Source organism: Niabella agricola (assembly GCF_021538615.1).
GTDB lineage: Bacteria > Bacteroidota > Bacteroidia > Chitinophagales > Chitinophagaceae > Niabella > Niabella agricola.
Map to the genome: position 1 here is coordinate 1 of NZ_JAJHIZ010000002.1, position 21,508 is coordinate 21,508.

General features: G+C 47.2%; 19 protein-coding genes and 1 tRNA gene. 11 read left to right on the forward strand and 9 right to left on the reverse strand.

Going from position 1 to position 21,508, the window contains the following annotated elements; genetic code table 11:
• Position 1 precedes the first annotated feature (1 nt).
• On the forward strand, positions 2-163 hold the full coding sequence (locus LL912_RS00295; protein WP_235552544.1) for an SMP-30/gluconolactonase/LRE family protein: 162 nt from the start codon (positions 2-4) through the stop codon (positions 161-163).
• A gap of 115 nt (positions 164-278) precedes the next feature.
• Here the strand turns inward: LL912_RS00295 and LL912_RS00300 are convergent, their stop codons facing one another.
• On the reverse strand, positions 279-650 hold the full coding sequence (locus tag LL912_RS00300) for an NFACT family protein (protein WP_235551551.1): 372 nt from the start codon (positions 648-650) through the stop codon (positions 279-281).
• Positions 651-857: 207 nt separating this feature from the next.
• Here LL912_RS00300 and LL912_RS00305 point away from each other — a divergent pair, with 207 nt between their 5' ends.
• Together LL912_RS00305 and LL912_RS00310 are read left to right on the forward strand one after the other, a co-directional pair.
• Positions 858-1,211 carry a single-stranded DNA-binding protein gene (locus LL912_RS00305; protein WP_235551552.1) on the forward strand — a complete coding sequence of 118 codons (354 nt, stop codon included), beginning with the start codon at positions 858-860 and terminating at the stop codon, positions 1,209-1,211.
• A 282-nt stretch (positions 1,212-1,493) separates the two neighbouring features.
• Positions 1,494-2,285, forward strand: coding sequence for an META domain-containing protein (locus tag LL912_RS00310; protein ID WP_235551553.1), 792 nt, complete (start codon positions 1,494-1,496; stop codon positions 2,283-2,285).
• 370 nt (positions 2,286-2,655) lie between these two features.
• On the opposite strand, the gene LL912_RS00315 is transcribed toward LL912_RS00310, so the two are convergent.
• Together LL912_RS00315 and LL912_RS00320 are read right to left on the reverse strand one after the other, a co-directional pair.
• The gene (locus tag LL912_RS00315) at positions 2,656-3,126 is read right to left on the reverse strand and encodes an Hsp20/alpha crystallin family protein (protein WP_235551554.1); all 471 of its coding nucleotides are present in this window, start codon (positions 3,124-3,126) and stop codon (positions 2,656-2,658) included.
• 33 nt (positions 3,127-3,159) lie between these two features.
• Positions 3,160-3,456: a hypothetical protein gene (locus tag LL912_RS00320; RefSeq protein ID WP_235551555.1), complete on the reverse strand. Its 297-nt coding sequence runs from the start codon at positions 3,454-3,456 to the stop codon at positions 3,160-3,162.
• 472 nt (positions 3,457-3,928) lie between these two features.
• Here LL912_RS00320 and LL912_RS00325 point away from each other — a divergent pair, with 472 nt between their 5' ends.
• The 5 genes from LL912_RS00325 to LL912_RS00345 all read left to right on the forward strand — a co-directional run bounded on the left by LL912_RS00325 (position 3,929) and on the right by LL912_RS00345 (position 7,298).
• Complete coding sequence (locus LL912_RS00325; protein ID WP_235551556.1) at positions 3,929-4,729, forward strand: alpha/beta fold hydrolase; 801 nt, start codon at positions 3,929-3,931, stop codon at positions 4,727-4,729.
• Between the two features lie 452 nt (positions 4,730-5,181).
• Positions 5,182-5,787 carry a superoxide dismutase gene (locus tag LL912_RS00330; RefSeq protein WP_235551557.1) on the forward strand — a complete coding sequence of 202 codons (606 nt, stop codon included), beginning with the start codon at positions 5,182-5,184 and terminating at the stop codon, positions 5,785-5,787.
• 139 nt (positions 5,788-5,926) lie between these two features.
• Positions 5,927-6,000 (forward strand) — tRNA-Arg (locus LL912_RS00335).
• A gap of 119 nt (positions 6,001-6,119) precedes the next feature.
• Positions 6,120-6,593, forward strand: a complete 474-nt coding sequence (locus tag LL912_RS00340; protein ID WP_235551558.1) for a 23S rRNA (pseudouridine(1915)-N(3))-methyltransferase RlmH — start codon at positions 6,120-6,122, stop codon at positions 6,591-6,593.
• 63 nt (positions 6,594-6,656) lie between these two features.
• Entirely contained in the window at positions 6,657-7,298 is a 642-nt protein-coding gene (locus LL912_RS00345) for a rhomboid family intramembrane serine protease (RefSeq protein WP_235551559.1), read from the forward strand.
• Between the two features lie 93 nt (positions 7,299-7,391).
• On the opposite strand, the gene LL912_RS00350 is transcribed toward LL912_RS00345, so the two are convergent.
• Both LL912_RS00350 and LL912_RS00355 read right to left on the reverse strand, forming a co-directional pair.
• On the reverse strand, positions 7,392-9,290 hold the full coding sequence (locus tag LL912_RS00350) for an Nramp family divalent metal transporter (RefSeq protein ID WP_235551560.1): 1,899 nt from the start codon (positions 9,288-9,290) through the stop codon (positions 7,392-7,394).
• Positions 9,283-9,951, reverse strand: a complete 669-nt coding sequence (locus tag LL912_RS00355; protein WP_235551561.1) for a metal-dependent transcriptional regulator — start codon at positions 9,949-9,951, stop codon at positions 9,283-9,285. Before LL912_RS00355 ends, LL912_RS00350 begins: the two co-directional genes overlap by 8 nt.
• A gap of 107 nt (positions 9,952-10,058) precedes the next feature.
• Here LL912_RS00355 and LL912_RS00360 point away from each other — a divergent pair, with 107 nt between their 5' ends.
• Positions 10,059-11,033, forward strand: coding sequence for a hypothetical protein (locus tag LL912_RS00360; RefSeq protein WP_235551562.1), 975 nt, complete (start codon positions 10,059-10,061; stop codon positions 11,031-11,033).
• Positions 11,034-11,245: 212 nt separating this feature from the next.
• Here LL912_RS00360 and LL912_RS00365 read toward each other — a convergent pair whose 3' ends face one another.
• A complete protein-coding gene (locus tag LL912_RS00365; protein ID WP_235551563.1) occupies positions 11,246-11,413 on the reverse strand; it encodes a hypothetical protein in 168 nt (55 codons plus the stop codon).
• 25 nt (positions 11,414-11,438) lie between these two features.
• On the opposite strand from LL912_RS00365, the gene LL912_RS00370 reads away from it, so the two are divergent.
• Entirely contained in the window at positions 11,439-12,908 is a 1,470-nt protein-coding gene (locus tag LL912_RS00370; protein WP_235551564.1) for a family 43 glycosylhydrolase, read from the forward strand.
• Positions 12,909-12,914: 6 nt separating this feature from the next.
• On the opposite strand, the gene LL912_RS00375 is transcribed toward LL912_RS00370, so the two are convergent.
• From LL912_RS00375 to secDF, 3 genes are all read right to left on the reverse strand, one after another.
• The gene (locus LL912_RS00375) at positions 12,915-13,958 is read right to left on the reverse strand and encodes a DUF6807 domain-containing protein (protein WP_235551565.1); all 1,044 of its coding nucleotides are present in this window, start codon (positions 13,956-13,958) and stop codon (positions 12,915-12,917) included.
• Between the two features lie 122 nt (positions 13,959-14,080).
• Positions 14,081-16,492, reverse strand: coding sequence for a TonB-dependent receptor (locus LL912_RS00380; protein ID WP_235551566.1), 2,412 nt, complete (start codon positions 16,490-16,492; stop codon positions 14,081-14,083).
• A 366-nt stretch (positions 16,493-16,858) separates the two neighbouring features.
• Complete coding sequence (gene secDF / locus LL912_RS00385) at positions 16,859-19,999, reverse strand: protein translocase subunit SecDF (RefSeq protein ID WP_235551567.1); 3,141 nt, start codon at positions 19,997-19,999, stop codon at positions 16,859-16,861.
• Positions 20,000-20,232: 233 nt separating this feature from the next.
• Between secDF and LL912_RS00390 the strand changes: the two genes are divergently transcribed.
• The gene (locus LL912_RS00390; protein ID WP_235551568.1) at positions 20,233-21,423 is read left to right on the forward strand and encodes a pyridoxal phosphate-dependent aminotransferase; all 1,191 of its coding nucleotides are present in this window, start codon (positions 20,233-20,235) and stop codon (positions 21,421-21,423) included.
• The last annotated feature ends 85 nt before the right edge of the window (positions 21,424-21,508 follow it).

The window sequence follows — 21,508 nt, forward strand, 5'->3', positions numbered from 1 at the left end:
GGTGTTTAATCCTCAGGGCCACCGGATTGCCTATATCCCGGTTCCTGAAAAGTGGACCGCCAATGTTTGTTTTGGAGGAAAGAACCGCGACCTGCTTTTTATGACTGCCGGAACCAGTATCTATACGCTTCGGATGCAGGTAAAAGGCATCAAGAAGTTTTAAAGGTGCCGTACCCGAAACACTTGCAGGTACAGGCAAAATCATTCTTTTGCCGGTAAAAAGGACTGGCTTTAATTGCCAGGCAGCGCCGATAGGCGCCTTTTTATTTTAACAGGTATTACTTTTTTCTGACGACCAGTAACCAGTCGTTTTCCAGCTGCAGATACCCGTAATCGTAGCAAAAAAAGTAGGTGAGCCCTTTTTTCGTTTGGTACTGGTTGGTCATGTATTTGAACTGAAATCCGGCCAATCGAAGCTTGTCGCGATGTATGGCAATTGTTGTCTCTGTTTGTTTCAGTTGCTCCTGCAGTATTTTCCGGTTTTTCCGAAGAATGGCATTAACATTCCGGATGAGTTTCTCGGGGCCGTTTTTTAATGAGTTATTGTGTTGATTTCGGCAAAAATCATCACAGAACTTTTTATCGGCCCTCCCTTTTATTGGTTTTTGGCAGGAAAGGCATAATTTTCCTAAGGTGTCGGTGTTTGGCATAATTACTTGATTTTCCTTATACAATATACAAAATTATTCTATTATAAGTGTTTGTAAACGCTTATAAACGTTTACTTCCGTAAGTAAACGTTTAATAACCGGATAATACTTTTAAAGAGATGCATCTTTGGGGTGCAGATCCGATAGCGCTGTCGGTTCAGCAGCATAACAAATATGATCATCGCCGAAAGGCCCAAAACCAAAGTCATGCACACAATTAAAAACAAAGTTCAACTGATCGGTCATTTAGGCAGTGCCCCGGAAATAAAAGCAATTGCCGGTGGGAAAAAAATGGCCCGTTTTAGTATTGCCACCAATGAGCGTTATAAGAACACCAAGGGTGAAAAAGTAACCGAAACTCAATGGCATAACCTGGTAGTCTGGGGCAAACTTGCCGATATGGCCGCAAAGTACCTGGAAAAAGGCAGGGAGATTGCTATTGAAGGAAAACTGGTCAGCCGCCAGTACGAAGATAAAAATGGCCAGAAGCGTTATTACACCGAGGTACAGGTACAGGAGTTATTGCTCCTGTCCGGCGGTCACCGGGGTGTTGCCGAATAACACCTTTTGAAAAGCGCCGTTGCTAACCACAGGGTTGCCCTCATAGCCGGCAGCCCTTTTTGACGTGTTGAGGGAGGATGGCATTCCTGACCATACGCTTTATATCTTTCCAATGGTTACCGTTGATGCGGAATTAGAGGAGATCGTGTTTGTGCGATCCTTTTTAGCAATGAACAGTAATTTTCCGTTTGGGGAATTACCGAATGCGAAACTGTACATCCGTTGATAATTGCTCTATCTTTGTATTGCACAAATATTCCTGTGAACTTAAAACCTGTCATCATGAGAAAAATGATTTTCATGCTCGTAGCGCTTGGCACCCTTTTCTTCGCCGCATGTAATACTTCAAAGCAGCCCAAAAGTGGAAATGCCGGCGGCACAACGGCCATCCTGGGGCAAAAATGGAAACTGACGGAACTGGCGGGTAAGCCGGTACCGGACCAGATCAATCAAAAAGAACCCTTCCTGCAATTACAGGGCAGTGATTCACGATTTACTGCTTCCGGAGGCTGCAACGGCCTTGGTGGAACCTTTAGCCTGCAAGACAATAACCGGATCCGTTTCAAGCCCGGTCCGTCAACTTTAATGGCATGTGAGCATATGGAAATAGAGCAGGGACTGATAAAGGCGTTGGAATCGGCGGATAATTACACGATTCATGGCAGCGAACTTTCGCTCAACAAAGCGCGGATGGCACCACTTGCGCGTTTCCGGGCGGTGTCCGCTGAAACGGGGGGCAGTGCCTTAAATGGCACCTGGGAACTGAACTATATTTCGGGCTCACGGATTGCGTTTGAAGGGTTGTATCCTCGTATACGCCCCACGATTGTTTTTAACCTACCGCAGACTACAGCCAATGGAAACAGCAGTTGTAACCGGTATAATATCTCTTTCACGATAGATGATCATTCGATCCGGTTTAAAGAACCTGCAAGCACAAAAATGTTCTGTGAGGGAACAGGAGAGGCCACCTTCTTTAATACCCTGAAAACAGTGAACAGGTACGATATTGTAGGGAATTCGTTACACCTGATTATGGGCGATATTGCAGTGATGCGGTTCGAACGTAAATAAGCGGAAGCCATTGTACATGCCGGCCAAGTGTTTATGAAGGCTCCGGTGATTATTGGAAGCCGCTGATTCATGATCATATAAAAGATGCAGTCTGGTTGGAGTGGCTGTTTAATGGGCGAAGCGGATACGGGCCGGAACAATCCTTTAAAAATTGCATGACAAACACAGGAATGGGTATAACAAAATCCAGGAGGCAGCTCCCAAATAGGGACGGTTTATAAAGCCGCCTGTAAAGCAATCATGTTGAATCGTTATAAATAAAAAGAAGGTATCATCAATCTTTGCCTTGCTACCCGGTATAGACCAGGTCCATACGATAGCAGGCTGCAACGGATTTTTGATACCACCTTTTTTAAACTTAAACGTTCGGTTACGCGATGTTAACCTCCTGCCCGGGTTTATTTGTTTCCGGGTTTTTACGGAATGTAATTTTTAATACACCGTCGGTATAGTTCGCGTGGATCTCATCTGTCAGTACTTTATCGCTCAACTGGAAGGAGCGCTCAAAGGCGGCCGGCTGATACTCCTGGTAAACATAGTTTCCGTTTTCTCTTTGATCGGGGGACGTATACCGGATGGTAAGGATAGATTCCTTTACTGAAATCTTAAAATATTCCTTTTGAAGACCGGCCGCATACAAGGAAATAATAAAGGCGGTTTCTGTTTCTTCAATGTTAACAGGTTTTGAGCCGTTCATATATTCCTGTAATTTTTGCATCCATGGATGTCCGCCACCAAACGGGCGGCCTCCAAACTTTTTGCCAAAGAAGCACCGCTGCTGATTAAAACGGGGATCGAAGTGCTGTTGCGTATTGCCGCCTATAGATTGATTTGTAAACATGATTTTTTTGTTTTTGTGTTTAATAAAAGATAATTAATGAATGGGAATAATGGCCGGAGTGCCCTGGCTTTTTTTACCAGCGATGGGCTGCAGGGTGCTGTTATGGTGTAGCTCTTTAAGATAGGGATTGGCACTCCATTCGAGACCGTTACCCTCCGCCCATTTTTGCCGGGTTTTTTTAATGATCTTACCGGCGATAAGAGCGATCAGGCTAATACCGATTGCCAACAGCATCAGTTTAAAGAGCAGGAACAATACCAGTGATGCTAAACCGATCAGCAAGGTAAGTCCGGCAAGTCGTGGAAGCATGAACAGGATTTTGTGTTTCATTTTTTCATTTTTTAATTTTAAAACGGTTGTTTCTATTGAAGACGACGGCGTTTTATTTTTACTTTAAAAACGGAAGATTATTTTTTTGAGTGCCTATTGTTATTTTCGAGGAAACCCTTCAACCGTTCATTCGCGGCATAAAGAGTAGCCCTCATCTAACCGGAAGGTTGCAGAAGGTAACAGAACGCCGTTCCGGGTGATCAGGTGATCATCGCTGTTTCATTTTTATTGTTGGAGACTGATGCTTTTTTGGATGCATTATGTACAAACATCCGGTTCGCTGTTTTTATGGCACCGGATGTTGAAGTGCTTTTGCTTTTTAGCGCAATGCCGGTTGAAGTGGCGATTGTCACTTTTGCCGCTGAATTTGACGCATTCGCACTGGTGCTCCGGAGTTTTGTTTTTTACTTTTGCAAAAGAAGACCGCTTCTGTAAGAACGGACGAAATTAATAACCTTTAATTTGAGGATCAATGGGTGTGGATCAAATGAATAAACCTGCCGGGCAGTATGTATCGGTAAACGGGATTCAAATGTATTATGAAGTTCACGGAAATGGAAAGGGTATGCCGCTGGTATTAATACACGGCGGTGGCTCTACCATTCCTTCCAACTGGGGTGTATTGCTTCCGCTATTTGCGGAGCACCATACAGTCATTGCCATGGAACTACAGGCACATGGCCGTACCGGCGACCGCAACCAACCCGAATCGTTCCGGCAGGATGCTGCAGATGTACAGGCGTTGCTAAAGCTCCTGCAAGTGACCAGCGCAAATATCATCGGGTTTAGCGATGGTGCCTGTACCACAATGGAAATGGCAATCCGGTATCCGGAGATGGTTCACAAGATCGTGCTCATTTCCGGTAATTACAAAAGAGAAGGGATGATCCCCGGATTTTTTGAAGGACTGGAGGCCGCCACGTTTGCTGATATGCCCGGGCCGTTAAAAACAGCCTACCTCGATGTAAACCCCAATCCGGAAGGACTATTGAATATGTTTCAAAAAGACCGGGAAAAACGGCTGGCGTTTCAGGATGTTCCGGAAGAACTGCTGAAGCGTATAAAAGCCACCACGCTGCTAATAGTTGGTGATCAGGATGTGATTACTGTATCGCATACGGTTGAAATGCTGAGCCAGATACCTGGAGCCCGGTTGGCAGTACTTCCGGGCAACCACGGATCATTTATCGGGGAAGTGCTTGCAGGAACGGCCGGAAGCCCTATGCCGGAGATTGCCGCAGGTATTATCAGGGATTTCCTAGGCAACGACTGATTGCTGTTGCTATGCAGAACGATCGCTGTTACTGATACATCGTTTAAAACCGGAGATTGGCATCGGCAACGCAGAACACTGATGCAGATTACATGAAATAAGATTGTGTGGAGCATCCGGCCGAGACCGGTGGTTGCTTTTACGCTATTGCGGGGCAAATAACTTTGTCTCCGTAATAGCAAGCTATCATCTTTATGAAACAGAATATTAGAATCCCGCAACTAACATATGGGCAATGGCTGTTCCGCAGAGAACTGCGAACACCCATTACGCAAGTGATTTGTATAATAAACAAAGTATTTACTTTGTTTATTATGATAGTTTCTTTATCTTTGACCCGTAAAAGCGATGAAGGATAGCATGCTGGCCGGTCTGGTACTGCGCGCTGTTGTTGCAGGCTGTTCCGCATGGTACTTCTGATCGTAAAAATATTCACCAAAAAAGAGAATCACATGACACATCAATTACCCGAGCTGCCGTATGCATACGATGCATTAGAACCTCATATCGATACAGCAACCATGCAGATCCATCACACCAAACATCACCAGGCCTATGTCGACAACCTGAATAAAGCCATTGCCGGTACGGAACATGAACAAAAGACACTGGAAGCGCTTGTCGCCGCAGCCGGCTCCATCAGTCCGGTTGTACGCAACAATGCCGGAGGGCATTGGAATCATTGTTTTTTCTGGAACAGTCTTTCTCCCAAAGGAGGTGGCATACCCACCGGTGCATTGGCGGCAGCCATTGATCAGGGGTTTGGTTCTTTTGAAAAGTTCAAAGAACAATTTCAGACGGCAGCGATTTCGCGCTTTGGTTCCGGATGGGCGTGGCTGGTGCTTACGGATGACGGCCAGTTGGTGATCACCTCTACTCCCAATCAGGACAATCCTTTAATGGATGTAGCCGAGGTAAAAGGCCGGCCGATTATTGGTGTAGATGTGTGGGAGCACGCGTATTATCTTCGATTCCAGAACCGGCGCCCGGAGTACCTGAACGCTTATTGGCAGGTTGTAAACTGGGAAGCCGCGGATGCCTTATTCAATAACCGTTAAGGCATAACTGGTGGGCGGGCGCCCGAAGACCCGGAAACAGTGCCGATACGATATATGCAGCATGCGAAAAAAGCAAAAAGTTTTTTTGCAGTCTTTTTGTTGAAACGAAAGAAATGCTTATCTTTGCCCCCCACAAAACGGCCCCGTAGCTCAATTGAATAGAGCATTTGACTACGGATCAAAAGGTTTCAGGTTTGAATCCTGACGGGGTCACTTAAGATCAAGGAGTTACAGATAATGTAATTCCTTTTTTTATGTATATTGTTTGGTATGATCCTTGACAATCTTGTTTGAATTTTTGATCCGTGTAGCAATTCATAAATCTACAGTACATGAAAATAGCTTTTTGGGCGTTGGGAAAGCAGCACGAGGCTTATGTTAAAGAAGGAGTGGAAGCGTTTTCCAGCCGCATCGGCAATTATTTCCGGCTGGAATGGGAGCTGATCCCGGCGCCGAAAGATGCGGCACAGCTCGGTGCTCCGGAGCTGAAAAAAAAGGAAGCAGCGGTAATTCTTTCCAAAATTGCAAAGGAAGATTATCTCGTGGCATTGGAGGAGCGCGGACGCCAGATGAGCTCCGAAGGATTGGCCGCTTTTTTGCAAGGTCGCGCCAATGCCGGTACCCGGCGCATTATTTTTTTGATCGGCGGCGCCTATGGGCTGGATGAAACGGTTTTGAGAAGAGCCAATACGTTATGGAGTTTGTCGCAACTGGTGTTCCCGCATCAGCTGGTGCGTCTCATTCTTGCGGAGCAGGTATACCGTGCCTGTACCATTATGAAAAACGAAAAATATCATCATTCCTGAAACAAAGAGTAAGAAATGGAAAATTAGAAATGAGAAATGGGAATTTGTCGCTATTTTTAGCACATGGAACTAACCATTACGCTCATTATCACTATTATTACCGTGGCTGTTTCCCTCTGGGGCTTCAGTAGCTCAAAAGTGATCGACAACCTTATTTTTTTCGGACCTGCCATTTCCCGGAACCGCCAGTACTACCGGTTTATTACGCATGGACTGATTCATGCAGATCTGATGCACCTGGCGTTTAATATGATCGCGTTGTATTCCTTCGGTATTGCACTGGAAACGTATTTTTTCCCTGACGACCGGGTTTTTGGTGCAGATGCACCGATGTATTTTGCCGGCTTGTATATCGGAGGGCTGGTAGTGGCGAGTCTTCCGGACTATTTTAAGCATAAGGATGATTATTACTTCAGAAGTCTCGGTGCTTCGGGTGCCGTTTCTTCGGTGATCTTTGCTTGTATCGTATTATTCCCTACACTTCCCATCCGCTTTTTATTCCTGCCCGTGGACATTCCTGGCTGGATATTCGGCGGGCTATACCTGCTGATCTCGGCCTATCTTGACCGGCAGGGTGGTGGACGCATTAATCATGGCGCGCATTTATGGGGCGCAGTATTTGGCATTGTTTTTATCGTGCTGTTTGTAAGTATGAAGGGGCAGCTGAATGTTTTCGAAAACTTTATCCACCAGATACGGAGGTAGTTTCGGCTCCGGGCTGTTTTAGATATTTATTCCGGGCAGTTGGTCTTTGCAGAAACATTACCGAATGAAGCACCTGTTCGCTTAAATCAACATTTAGCCCTTGACCTTACTGCCTATAATAAGTATGGGGACCTTTAACCGATGCCGTACATTGTTGATGGTGCTGCCATATATAAAATCTTTCAGTCCCTTATGTCCATGCGCCCCCATCACCAGCAGGTCGGCTTTATGATCCATAACGATCCTTGGGATTTCACGGGATGCAATGCCATAGCCAAGTTCCCATACTACGTTGTATCCTTTTTGACGGATCTGTTTGGCATAGCCGTCTAAATATGCCTTATCTGTTTTTGATTCCTCGTCTTTTATTTCCTTGTTATTGAACCGTGCCGCCACGCTTTCAACCACGTGGATCAGTACGAATTTTGTCTGGGTGTTTCCCTGTCGTAAAGCCTGTGTGATGAGTATGCTGTCAGTTTTCCCAAAATCAACCGCAATGGCGATGATGTGATATATGTTAACGCCGTTTGTAAGATCAAGAGCCGCAGGCTCGGGATGAACGGGGGAAAAGCTTGGTTTAAGCTTTCTTTTGCTGAAAGGATAAAAGATGGTATAGGCTAACAAGATCAGGATTCCGGTGCTCGCCAGGATGATCAGCAGCTTCCAGCCCCAGGAAGCAGTGGTGGCAAAATAACCGGTGATGGCGTCGGCGACCATGCGGCCGTTTAAATAGATCAGCACGGCCGTGATGATCCATGCAAACAATTTCGTAACCGTTTTGATGGTAAATACCCCCATGGTGTTCCGGTCGCTTACAAAATGAATCAGCGGAATGATAGCAAATCCCAGCTGCATGCTCAATACCACCTGGCTGAAGATGAGCAGCTGGTCTACTTCGTTTTCGCCGTAAATGCCAATGACCAGGATAGCGGGAACGATAGCAATAAGCCGGGTCAGCAAACGGCGCACCAAGGGATTGATCCGCAGTTTTAAATATCCTTCCATAATGATCTGCCCCGCCAGCGTGCCGGTTACCGTGCTGCTTTGGCCGGCAGCGATTAATGCCACAGCAAAAAGCTTGGAGGCAAAGTTGCTGCCGAGATGGCTGGGCAATAACTCGTAGGCCTGGCGGATCTCTGCTACATCGGTTCTGCCGGTTTTAAAAAAAACGGTAGCAGCCAGCACCAGGATGGCGGCATTGACCAGGAATGCCATATTCAGTGCAATGGCACTGTCCCAGAAATTATACTTTAGTGCCTTCCGGATGCCTTCTTCAGTATTTTTAAATTTCCGGGTCTGTACCAGGGCCGAGTGCAGGTAAAGGTTGTGCGGCATTACCGTGGCGCCAATGATACCGATGGCAATATATAAGGCGGCATCATTCTGGATATGGGGTACAAAGCCGGAGGCCATTTCCCGGGGATCGGGTGATGCAATAATGATCTGCACCAGGAATGACATGCCAATGATAAAGATCAGCCCGATCACAAAGGCTTCCAGCTTGCGCATGCCGAACCGCTGCAACAGCATCAGTAAAAAAGTATCCAGCACGGTAATCAGTACCCCATACATCAACGGCATGCCCGTTAGCAATTGCAACCCGATAGCCATGCCCAGCACTTCTGCCAGGTCGGTAGCGGCAATGGCAATTTCCGCCAGTAGGTACAGGATAAAATTGACGCCCCGCGGATAGGTCTCGCGGTTAGCCTGCGCCAGGTCCTTATGCCGTACGATTCCTAAACGGGCGGAAAGGCTTTGAAGCAGGAGCGCCATCAGGTTGCTCATCAGCAATACCCACAATAAGCTATATCCAAACTGGCTGCCACCAGCGAGATCCGTTGCCCAATTGCCGGGATCCATATATCCCACGCTGACCAGGTATGCCGGTCCGAAAAATGAAAGGATCCGCCGCCATTTGGGCTTATTGGTTTGAGTCGTATCTACCGACTGATGTACTTCGCTCAATGAAATATCGGAATGATGTTTATTCATGGCCCTTTACTAAAATGTTTTGCGATAGTTCTTTTGATATCTGTGTCGTTTGTTTGCCCCCGGTTTTTATTTCCAGCGACTGGTCGTACGAAAACCGTTTCCGGACTTCAAGCAGGGTGCCGATTTTTATATTTTTTTCATCCAGCAGCTCCAGTATGCCTGTTGATTGATCGGCGATCTGAACCACTTCTACGGGCGTCTGCAACGGTATCTCCGATAACAGCTTATTGGAGCGTTTGGCAATATGTCCTTTTTCATCCGGGATAGGATCGCCGTGGGGGTCAATGCGGGGAAACCCTAAAAAGGCATCGAGCTTGTTGATCAGACTGATGCTGCCTACGTGCTCCAGCTCTTCTGCAATATCGTGTACTTCATCCCAATTAAACCCAAGTTTTTTTGAGAGGAAGTATTCCCAGAGCCGGTGCCGCCGGATGATCATCAGGGCTGTTTTCCGGCCTCCATCGGTGAGGTTACAGCCATAATAGGCCCTATAGTGAACGATTTTTTTCTGTTTTAGTTTTTTAAGCATATCCGTAACAGAAGCAGCTGCTGTTTTCAGCAGCTCTGAAAGCTCGTTGGTGCTCACCGGTTTCCCGTCCCGTTCCAGGTGATAAATCGCTTTTATATAATTTTCTTCCGTATGCGAAAGATTTGAAGACATCAAAATAAAAATTTAGACAAATCTAAAAAAAAGTTACAAGTAAGCGAAAATTTTATTTTTTACACAGTTGCACCGGATTTTATTTATTTTGTTGTATAATTGAATGTATGCGTAAACCTTTATACTGGTCCCTGATTATAGCGGCTGTATTTCTGATTGCCTGTGGCGGAAAAAAGAAAAAGAAGATGACCGGCGATGAGGCGGTGAATATTGAGGAGTTTATGGAGGCGTATCCAACCTTGTCTCTTCCGTTTGTTTATGGGGATACGTCCTTTCCGGCGCATGAAAAGGATTCGCTGCGCATTGCTCCTGAAGTGTTACACCAGTTTATACCGGATTCCGTTACCCTTAAGGTTTTTGGTCCCCGTTCTCATCCGGCCTACTACCCGGTAGGGGCGGTTCAGGCAGGAAAAGGTGCTTTTTACCTGCTGACGAGAGGCATCGACCGGGACCGGAAGGTATTGCTGATTACTGCACATGATCAAAAAAAACAGTTCATCGCCGGTTTTCCGGTGATCAAACTGACACCGAATACCAACGTATCCATTTCTGTAACGATTGATCCGCGACTGAATATCAATAAGGATCTGACCCAGAAGTTGCCAAACGGTATTGAGATCAGCGGGCATGATGTTTTTGTGCTGAATGAAGCCGCAAAAAGCTTTTCACTGATTATGACGGACAGCCTGGGGGATGGTTTTACAGAATTGATCAATCCGATCGATACCCTGCCCCGCAAACAAAAATATTCCGGCGACTACGGCGATAATAAAATGAACCTGATATCCATCCGCGACGGACAACGGGAAGGCCGGGTGCGGTTTTTTATCCACCTGGAGAAAAACGATAAAGAATGTGTGGGCGAACTAAAGGGAGATGCCCTGTTTGCTTCGCCAACCATTGCAGAGTACCGTCAGGGCGGTGATCCCTGCGTATTGCGTTTTATATTTGAAAACGACCGGGTTTCACTGGAAGAAGTAGAGGGGTGCGGTTCCAGGCTGGGCGCTTTGCAGTGTTCTTTTAACGGGGAATATTTAAAGAAAAAAGAAAAGAAGAAAGCAAACACCTCACACGGAAAATAATCACCGCAGCAGTACCCGGAATACGTACACGTACATATGGTCGCTAAAACAAACTTACATAAGGGGCTGCTTCAAAGTCATGATATTGGGGCAAGCTTTTGTCATAAAACAGGTCGCTTCATTGCCTGAAATCTTCGTGCTAATACGCTCATGCTTTTGCCGGATGGTATCTGCCTGGCAGACGGATCTCAAAGGCTGCGGGTCCTGGGTTTCTATGGGGAAGACCGCCAGTTGATCACATTGGTAAACCGGAAGCCGGTGCTATAGCCGGCCGATACGGATGGAGCAACAAAAGGAAGCGGCCAGGGTTTGATTAAAGCATCCCTGGTGCCGGTAAGAGCCGTGTTCCCGTATTTATTTGTACCTTGTAGCGGAATCATTGCTTAAACGATTAAATTTTCGCATATGAAAAAACAAACTGGTTCGCTTATACTGGGGACGCTGGCTGCATCCCTGGTTTTTTCTGCCTGTTCACGACAACAGGAAAATACGGCGGTGACGCCTGTACAAACAGTAGCGAAACGGAGCGCGTCTTCAATGGTTACGCCCGCAGCGCTGGACCTGATGAGCGGAAACCCGGTATTGCCTCCCTTTACTGCGGATCCGGATATCCTGTATGCCAACGGGCGCTATTATATTTATACTACCGCCAATGGTCCTACGGTAAACGAATTTCACGCCTACTCCTCGGCTGATCTGCTGAACTGGACAGATGAAGGCGTGGTATTTAATTTGAACAACGTCAGCTGGTCGCATGCCGATGGCTGGGCCCCCAGCGTGGTGGCCCGCAACGGTCAGTATTATTTTTATTTTACGGCCAGTAAAAAGATCGGAGTGGCAGTGGGGCCGGGCCCCACCGGGCCGTTTACCGATATCGGTGCACCGCTGGCCACAGGACTCGGTACGGATCCGATTGATCCGATGGCGTTTATTGATACAGACGGGCAGGCCTACCTGTACTGGGGGAATACGACGCTGAACATCCAGAAACTGAACAACGATATGATCTCGTTCACCGGCACCCGGAGCAATACGAAGCCATCGAATTATTTTGAAGCCCCTTATATGATCAAACGCAATGGGACGTATTACCTGATGTACTCCGTAAATGACTACCGCAACAGCGATTACCATGTGGAATACGCCACTGCTGCGTCACCCATGGGCCCCTGGACCGTTAAAGGGCGTATTACGGCTCCTAACGGCAATATTCTGGGGCCGGGGCATAATGCGGTGATTTCAAGGCCGGGCTGCAGTAGTGAATATTATTTTGTGTATCACCGCAGAACCAGTACCAATGTAGATGAGCGGCAGGTGGCCATTGACCGCATGTTCTTTGATGCAGCGGGCAATATTATGCCGGTGAATATTACTACCTCCGGTGTGATCGGGATTACGGGATCTGCACCCTGTACGGTTCCCAACCCGATGGCCAATGGAATCTATGCGATCCGGTCGAAAGTGAATACCAGTTCCGGGCAGGGACTTTACCTGGATATTCCTGCCTGTGCTACCGGGAATGCGGATGTGCGTACCTGGACGCGCACCAACTGTAACGGGCAGCGCTGGGCATTAACCTACCAGGGAAACGGATTTTACAAGATCATCTCGCAACAGCCCAATCATAAATCACTGGACCTGGATGCCTGCAAACTGGCCGTGGGAACTAATATACAGGTTTGGGACCAGCTCAACAATGACTGCCAGCTCTGGCGGATCGAAGATGCCGGCAACGGTTGGTATCGTATAGTAGCAAAAGCCAGCGGCAACGTCATGGACCTGGCCAACGGAGATCCCACGCCGGGTGCCGATATCAGATCCTGGTCGTGGAATGGAAGCGATGCCCAGCTTTTCCGGTTTGAAGCGGCACCCTGACGCCTGTTAATAACGCGATTGTTTAAATGCAGCATCCATTGCGGCAGCTTCCGGAATAGTCAGGTCCTGCTGCGCTATAACGATCCGATAGGTAAATGTTTGCGACCGGCCCGGTTGCAATACCAGGTTTAAGGAGTCGCGTCCATTACTAAATACGGCCCTGCCCAGCGGATTAAGCGCAAACAAACCGTAACCACGCGCATGCCAGTAAGTAGGATAGCCGGTATTGGAGGGATGGTCAAACATGGCAATGGTAACAGATGCCCCGTCTTTTTTTCCTTTGAGCATCGCCCAGGTTCCCTGGCTGCTCCATACGGCATCCCCGGTTTTTCCATTGGAGGCATAATACATACCTGTAGGTACCCCTGTGCCCGGAGCAGGCACCGTTGTTATGTTCCCTTTATCATCTGTAAATGATTTTGAGGTTGCGGAAGGCATTTCCAGTTCTTTGGCAAGCCTGATGGCGAAGAAACCATCCTTTACATCTTTAAATACAACCGGGTTCCTGAGTGCGGTTAGCGTGGTCTTACGGGTAATATAAAACCGGTTGTCCTTTATTTCAAAGAAATAGGTTGTATGCTCATTCAGAAATGTTTCCTGCGCCTGATTGACCCAGGTTGCTGTAACCCCCAGTGTTGCCTTACGCCCAGACGCCGACTGATTCAGGATCTTTTGATGCACAATGGTGCCATAGTGCTCTTTTTTTGCGGCAGCAATAGCTGATGAATTGTTCCAGAAATCGATCCCGTTTACGGATTCATAATTCATCCAGATGCCTACGTGATGCGGATGGTCGGTACTTTCACCGGGGATGGGCTTTACCGGGAATCCTCTGGTAACCGTGATCCCTCCAAGTGTATTTACTGGATACAGAAAGGGCTTGGCAATACTGTCTGTATAGCAGTAGGCGGTCAGCAGTTGCCCGTTATACAAAATATCTATCTGTTTCTGAGCAGGACGGGAGATCAGTTCGAAACCGTTCCGGGTGGTTTGTGCGGCCACTGTTGTGCAAGCAAAAAATGAGAACAGGACAAGGAGACTTTTTTTCATATGATGCTTTTAAAGAATCGTGAAGGAGTTCAAAGATAAGAAAGGCCAACAAAGAGGAGAAATGAAAACTGCGGCTTACCATTTTCACCTGGTGACCGCAGTTTTCTGTGGTGGATATTGGATCAGAAGCGGTAGCTGACACTGAACCGGATGTTGCGCGGCGGTTCCGTTTGGTAATAATAGGCCGGTTTTACCGAGCTCCAGTCACCATATACGGCAGGCAGCTCGTAATAGGAGCCGGTGTACAGATAGCTGTTAAGTACGTTGAACAGATTTAACGTAAAGCGGTACCGGTCCTGTGTATAAAATAACCCGGCATCCAGCTTGAAGTAATCCGGCAACTGCTGACCCTGTGTGGACCAGCCGGTGTGCCGGCCGATCAATGAGGTAAATCCTCCAGAAATACCCAGGCCCTGTAGTATTCCTTGTTGCAGCTCATAAGAGAGCCAGGCATTGGAAGTATGTTTTGCATAGCCAGGTATGATCGTTCCTACGGTATAGCTACCCGCTGCCCCCGACGAAACTTTGGTAATCAGACTTTCCGTAAAGGCATAGTTAGCCATAGCGGTGAATCCGGGAAGGATGCTGCCTCTTGCGTCGAATTCGATACCCCGGGCCGTTTTTTCTCCGAGAACAATGCTGGTGGGCTGATTGGGATTAGGCGCATTAGGATCGGCTGTCAGCTCGTTTTGCTTTAAGATACGGTATACAGACAGTGTGGTCAGCCACCGGTCGTGAAGCCAGCTTTTCTTGATCCCCAGCTCCATGTTATTGCCGGTGATGGGTTTTATTTTACCTCCGTTGCTGAGTGTACCCGATTGCGGAATAAATGCCTGGTCATATAAGCCATATACAGACAGGTTTTTGCTAACTGAATAACTAAGACCGGTTCGGGGGGTAAAATGCCTTGCCTTCGAATAGTTGGTCCCCGTTCCATAGATCTGGCTCACGTCAGTATAGCGGCCGGCAAGGGTCCATCGCAAACGGTCCTGAAAGAAAGCCAGCTCATCTTGTATATATACGCTGGAATACCGCTGTGTCTGGATTCCTCCCGCTGCAATAGCCCGTTCTTCTAACGGTTTGCTTCGGTCAAATTCCGGGTAGCCATTTACCGGAATGTTATAATCCGGATGTGCGGGATCAAATAATGCTCCTATGGAATCGAGATTATGTGATTGTCCCCAGTCTGCATAATATTTTTTATTAGCGGCATCCACACCCGTCAGCACGTGGTGCCGGATGCTGCCGGTGTGAAATGCTCCGTTTAAGAATACCTGTCCCAGTGCCATATTGCTTTTGGCGTCCCAGATACCAACATTGCGGATCAGGTGGCCGGTAATGGAATCCATCATGGATGGCCAGGAACTCATACCTGCCTGGTTGTAGTTAAAATAAGCACCTTGTGCGGTAATCTTCCAGTTGGTATTAAACGCATGCTCAAACGTAAGGTATCCGCTTTGATCATTGATGCGGGTGGGTGGCAGGCCGGGATTGGTAAAGCTGAGGTTGCGCGGATAAGTGCCATACCCGGATTTAGAGAAGATGTAATACGATCCAACCTCCGTCATCTTTGCAAACTGGCCATTATACTCCAGTGTTAGCTTGGTGTTTGGGTCGAGCTGATAAGAGATCACGGGTGCCAGCACATACCGGTTGTTGTATTCAAAATCACGGTGCGCACCGCGGTTCTGTGCTGCCATGTTCAACCGGTATAAAATTTTTTTGTCTTTGCTAAGCGATCCGTCAAGGTCAAGACTGCCCCGGTAAAGGTCGAAGCTGCCCATGGTAAGATCGATAGCTCCTTTGGTGGTGCCCGTGGGTTTTTTGGTAACGATATTATATAGGCCGCTGGGATCTCCATTGGCCAGCATAAACCCTGCAGGACCTTTTACAAACTCCACCCGGTCTACAAAACTCATGTCTTCAGTAAGCGGCCCCCAGTACGAAGCCACTACGTTAAAGCCATTTCGAAACGCCTGTATCTGGGAGCCGCGTGTGGTAATATTGGCATAGAGATCGCCCCAATGCTCAATCCGTGTAGTGCCGCTTACGTTCCGTACCAGTCCATCACTCATGCTGATCGTCTGCTGCTGTGCCAGGGTGGTCTGGTCAATCACCTGTATGTTTTGTGGCGTTTCAAGCAACGGGGTTTTCAGGCGCAAACTTACCGAAGCGTGTTCGATACTCTTACGCGCATTTACAAATACCGCGTCCAGCTGTTGGGCCGTTTCGTTAATTACAAAATCGGCTTTAAGCGTTGTTCCTTTTGCGAGGGTGATGTTTTTTTGCTGGGTGGTGGTTTCGGCAGCCGAGAGCAACAGGGTCCAGGATCCCGGTTTGATATTTTTGATTTCATAGAATCCCCGGTCATCACTTTGTACGGCATGTGGTGTGCCCTCAACGGTGACGGTGATATAGGGCGCAGGCTTTCCATCGGAGGTGGTAACGAAGCCCTGTATTTTTCCGGACTGGGCAAAAAGGGGCGCAACGGTCAAAAAGAGGAGTATTGATAATAATGTGTGCTTCTGTTTCATAATCGTTCTGCATTAAGAAGCGCAAATCTATTTTACAGTAAAAAGGATCGTTTACGCTATCGGGAAAAAGAAAGCGCGGGCCGTTTTTATTACATTGAGATTACAATTGAAGAAACGGATGGGCACCCATCGCATAGATGAGCTCGTCTGAAGAATGACGGGAATAGCTATGATTGATTGTGCAGCAAGCCCTCACGGTAATCCCCGCCGGACTGGAGATGTCAGCAGCGGCTCGTAGTATGGTTTTGCGCATGTCTTCGATTTCAACAGGTGCCAAGTGACCCGCTGCCGCTATTATTCGTACAACAAAAAGAAGAGACCACCGTGAGGTGGTCTCTTTATCATTCAGCATACAATAAATCCTGATTAGTGATGCTCCGGCTGCACTTTTACAGCGGATCCTGTTTTGCTTTTTCTCAATCCACCTCTCAGATCCACCAATACTGGTGCCGCTACAAAGATAGAAGAGTAAACCCCGGTTATCACCCCGATCAACATCGCAAAGGCGAATCCTCTAACGGCTTCCCCGCCAAATATGAACAGGATCAATACCGTAATAAATACAGTAAAGGAGGTCATAACAGTACGGCTCAACGTGTCGTTAATGGCTTTATTCACCAATGTTTTCTGGTCCATATTCGGGTATAGTCTTCCGTCTTCACGGATCCGGTCAAATACCACCACGGTATCATTCATTGAGAAACCAATCACCGTAAGAATGGCCGCAATGAAATGCTGGTCAATTTCGAGCGGGAAAGGTACCCAGTCTCTTGCATAAGAGAACACGATCAATGTTACCAATGCATCGTGCAGCAGCGAGAAGATGGTTCCCAGCGAATATCTCCAGTCGCGGAAACGAAGGAAGATGTATACGAAGATGGCCAGTATCGCCAGCACGGTGGCAGTAACCGCACCTCTTTTCAAATCATCGGAGATCGTTGGCAATACCTTCTTGGTACCCATTTTATATTGCGTGTCAAACTGTTCAAATGTAGTACCCTGCGGCAGGTGATTTTTTAACCCGCCAAACAGTTTATGAGCTACGATCGAATCTGCTTTTGTGGTATTCGGATCCGTGATCAGGTAAGATGTGGTAATATCCAGCGCACTGGCATCACCTACGGTTTTGATAAACGGATTCTCATTGTCAAACGCAGCTTTTACATCGTCGCGCACTTTTTCTACATCTACTTTTTTACCAAAATCGATCCGGTAAGAACGTCCGCCGTTGAATTCCACACCATAGTCGAACCCGTGGAAGATGGTGCCGATGGATAATAGCAGGATCACTACTGATATACCATAAGCTACTTTACGGAACTCGATAAATTTAAAGGCACTGTGTTTGAAGATGCTGCGGCTCAGGCCGGTGAAGTATTTCAGGTGATGATTTTTGTTGGTGAACCAATCGGTAACCCAACGGCTTACCAGGATACCGCAGAACAGGGAGAGTAACAATCCCAAGATCTGTGTAGTGGCAAAACCTTTTACCGGTCCAAGCCCGAAATAATACAGGATAAAGGCGGTGATGAGCGTGGTTACGTGACCATCGAGCACCGGTGCCAGGGAACGGCTGTAACCATCGTTAATGGCAGAAATATAACTTTTCCCTTTTGTCAGCTCTTCCTTAATACGTTCATAAATAATTACGTTACTATCCACTGCCATACCAATGGTCAATACCAGACCTGCGATACCCGGTGCTGTAAGGGTTGCACCCAAACCGGCCAGTACACCCACTGTAAACAGCAGGTTTAAGATCAGGGCGATATTGGCTACCCATCCGCTGGTGTTATAATAAATCAACATCAGGATGAAGATTACTATAAAGGAGATCGTAAAGGACATCAAACCTCCTTTGATGGCCGCCTCTCCAAGGGTTGGCCCAACGGTTTCATCTGATACAATCTTGGCCGGAGCGGGTAACTTACCAATTTTAAGAATATTGGCAAGGTCTTTTGCTTCTTCGGCACTAAAGCTGCCGGAGATGCTGGAGCGGCCCCCTTCAATCACATCGTTAACTACGGGTGCCGAATACACCTGGTTGTCTACCACGATGGCAATATGCCGGTTTTTGTTGGCGCGGGTCATATCAGCCCATACGCGGCTGCCGATGGCATCCATTTCAAGGGATACATTGGTTTTACCAGACTGGTCATAGTCGGCGCCGGCATTGGTTACATGTTCGCCTTCCAGCTTCGCCTTATCGCGTCCGTAGGTTTTGATGGCGTATAGGGCTACCATATTGCTTTTCTTATTGCCTATTTTTTCAGGCATCCCGTACATCCAGGCAATTTCTGAAGGGAACTGGGAGCGGATGGCGGGAGATGTAAGCATGGCACGTACATCAGCTGTATCTTTAATATTTACCTGCCCGATAATACCCATGTCTGCCAGGCCGCCTTTCTGATCTACCGGAGGCACTAAAATCCCCCAGATATGCTTTTTCATTTCCTGTTGCTGATCAGCAGCAGCGTCTCCTGTTTTAGGAGCGTTTTTATCCGCTTTGGCCAGTTCCGACAGCTGATTCTGCAGCTTGTTGGTATCAGTGGTAGCTGTTTTTGCAGAATCGGGCTTGGCTACCGCACCTGCGGCAACAGCGGCTGAGTCTGTTTTTGCAATGCTGTCTTTTGTTGCTTTTCCTGCATTCTGAGCGTAATAGATTTCATCTGCTTTTTGCAGGTTGGCCCACAGTTCGGAAATGTTATAAACTTCCCAGAACTGGAGGTTGGCAGAGGCCTGCAGGTTTTTGCGAACCCGCTCCTTATCCTGTACGCCGGGCAGTTCTACGGAAATGATCTGTTTGCTGGGATCCGGGTTGATGCTGGGCTGCGCTACCCCGAACTTATCGATACGGGTAGTAATCAGGCGGGCCGTATTGTCAAAAGCAGCCTTGGCCTGCTCCTGCAGGAACCGGGTAACCTTGGCATCATTGTCTGTAACCTTAATGTTTTCGCGGTTGGCTGTGGCAAACAGGGAGGCCAACGGCGTATTCGGGCTTAGTTTTTTGAACTCTTCCACAAAAAGGGTAATGAAGTTGGCATCGCTGTTCCCTTTGCGTTTATCGGCATTCGCCAATGCCTTTAAGAAATTGGGATCTTTTGAATTGTTGGCAAGCGTCTGTAGCAATCCGTTCATCTCTACTTCCATAGTCACATTCATACCCCCCTGGAGGTCAAGACCCAGGTTCAACTCTTCCTCTTTCGCTTTCTGGTAGCTGATGGCACCGGTAATTCCATAGGTAATGGTTTCATCTTTGGTGCTGTCTTTTAAGCGGGTCAGGCGATCGTTGTAAATCTGGTTCAGGGTTTCCTGGTACACCTCCTGGGAATCTTTATTGGAGGGGAACTTTTGGGCAGCAGTCTGGTGATTTGCATTTACATAATTGTGCGCAATCTTTTCCAATTTCTTTTCGTGGTTGCGTACAAACCATGTAAATGACAGCTGGTAGAGTGAGTAGATAATGAGTAAGATTGTAAAAAATCTAACCAGTCCTTTGAGTTGCATACGTATTTGTTAATTTAATCTTTGGTTCCTCTTTAAATTTAAAGGGGGCAAAGATAAGGTTTAAAGACATATAGTGGATTTGGTTTTATAAACGGATTTTATACTGTATAAATTTTTAGTTATGGGTGGATTTTATAGAATATTTCGATTTTTTGAGATTTTAAGTTCGAAGCTGTCACTCTAACCCCTAAATTTGCCTGAATTTGTTTAAAAATCAATTATAAACGTTTAAAATGTCGTTATCTTCTCTTTTACAGCGGTTTAGTGAGCCTGAAACGCTGAAAATGGCCAAATTAGGCCGCGAATTGAGGGCACAGGGGATCGATGTGATCGATCTGAGCCTGGGTGAGCCCGATTTTGATACGCCCGAGCACATTAAAGAGGCTGCCATTAAAGCCATTAATGACAACTGGAGCCACTATTCCCCGGTAGCGGGTTTTCTGGATGCACGGGAAGCTGTTTGTACCAAACTGAAAAGAGACAATAACCTGGATTATAAGCCGGAACAGATTGTGATTTCCACAGGTGCCAAGCAAAGCCTGGCCAATGTGATCCTGGCATTGGTAGATGATGGTGAAGAAGTGATCATTCCCACACCGTACTGGGTAACCTATTCCGAGTTGGTGAAGATCGCCCGCGGAAAAGTAGTGGAGATCCGGACTACGGTAGAACAGAAATTGAAGATCACCGCTGCTGATCTGGAAAAAGCCATTACGCCCAATACCAAGGCCTTCCTGTTTTCTTCACCCTGTAACCCTTCCGGGGCCGTTTACAGTAAAGATGAACTGGCCAGCCTGGTGGAAGTGTTTAAAAAACATCCGCAGATCTATATCATCTCCGACGAGATTTATGAATACATCAATTATGTGGGCAAGCATGAGAGCATTGCGCAGTTTGAAGAAATTAAAGACCGCGTCATTGTAGTGAATGGACTGGCAAAAGGATTTGCAATGACGGGCTGGCGGATCGGTTATACCGCCTCAACTGTAGAAATCGCAAAGGGTATGGAAAAACTGCAGGGGCAGATTACCAGCGGTACCAATACTATTGCTCAAAAAGCGACTGTGACGGCCCTTACGGCGGATCTGGCCCCCTCTATGGAAATGACCAAAGAGTTTACCCGCCGTAAACAACGGGTGATGGAACTGATCAATGACATACCCGGAATCACTTGTACCGAGCCTGATGGTGCATTCTATATCTTCCCGGATATGAGCAGTTATTTCGGAAAGTCGGATGGTGAAACCTCCATTACCAACTCCGCGGATCTTTGCATGTACATCCTGAACAAGGCGCATGTGTCCTCTGTAATGGGTGCAGCTTTTGGTGAACCGAATTGCGTACGTTTTTCGTTTGCCAACAGCCTGGAGAAAATTGAAGAGGGCTGGAGCCGCATAAAAAAGGCGCTGGCCGTTTTGAAATAGAACAAATATCAACCTGATTGAAAAGGACGTCCGGAATGGTGCGTCCTTTTTTTTAAATCATTCCGGCACAAGGGCAGATTCGGGT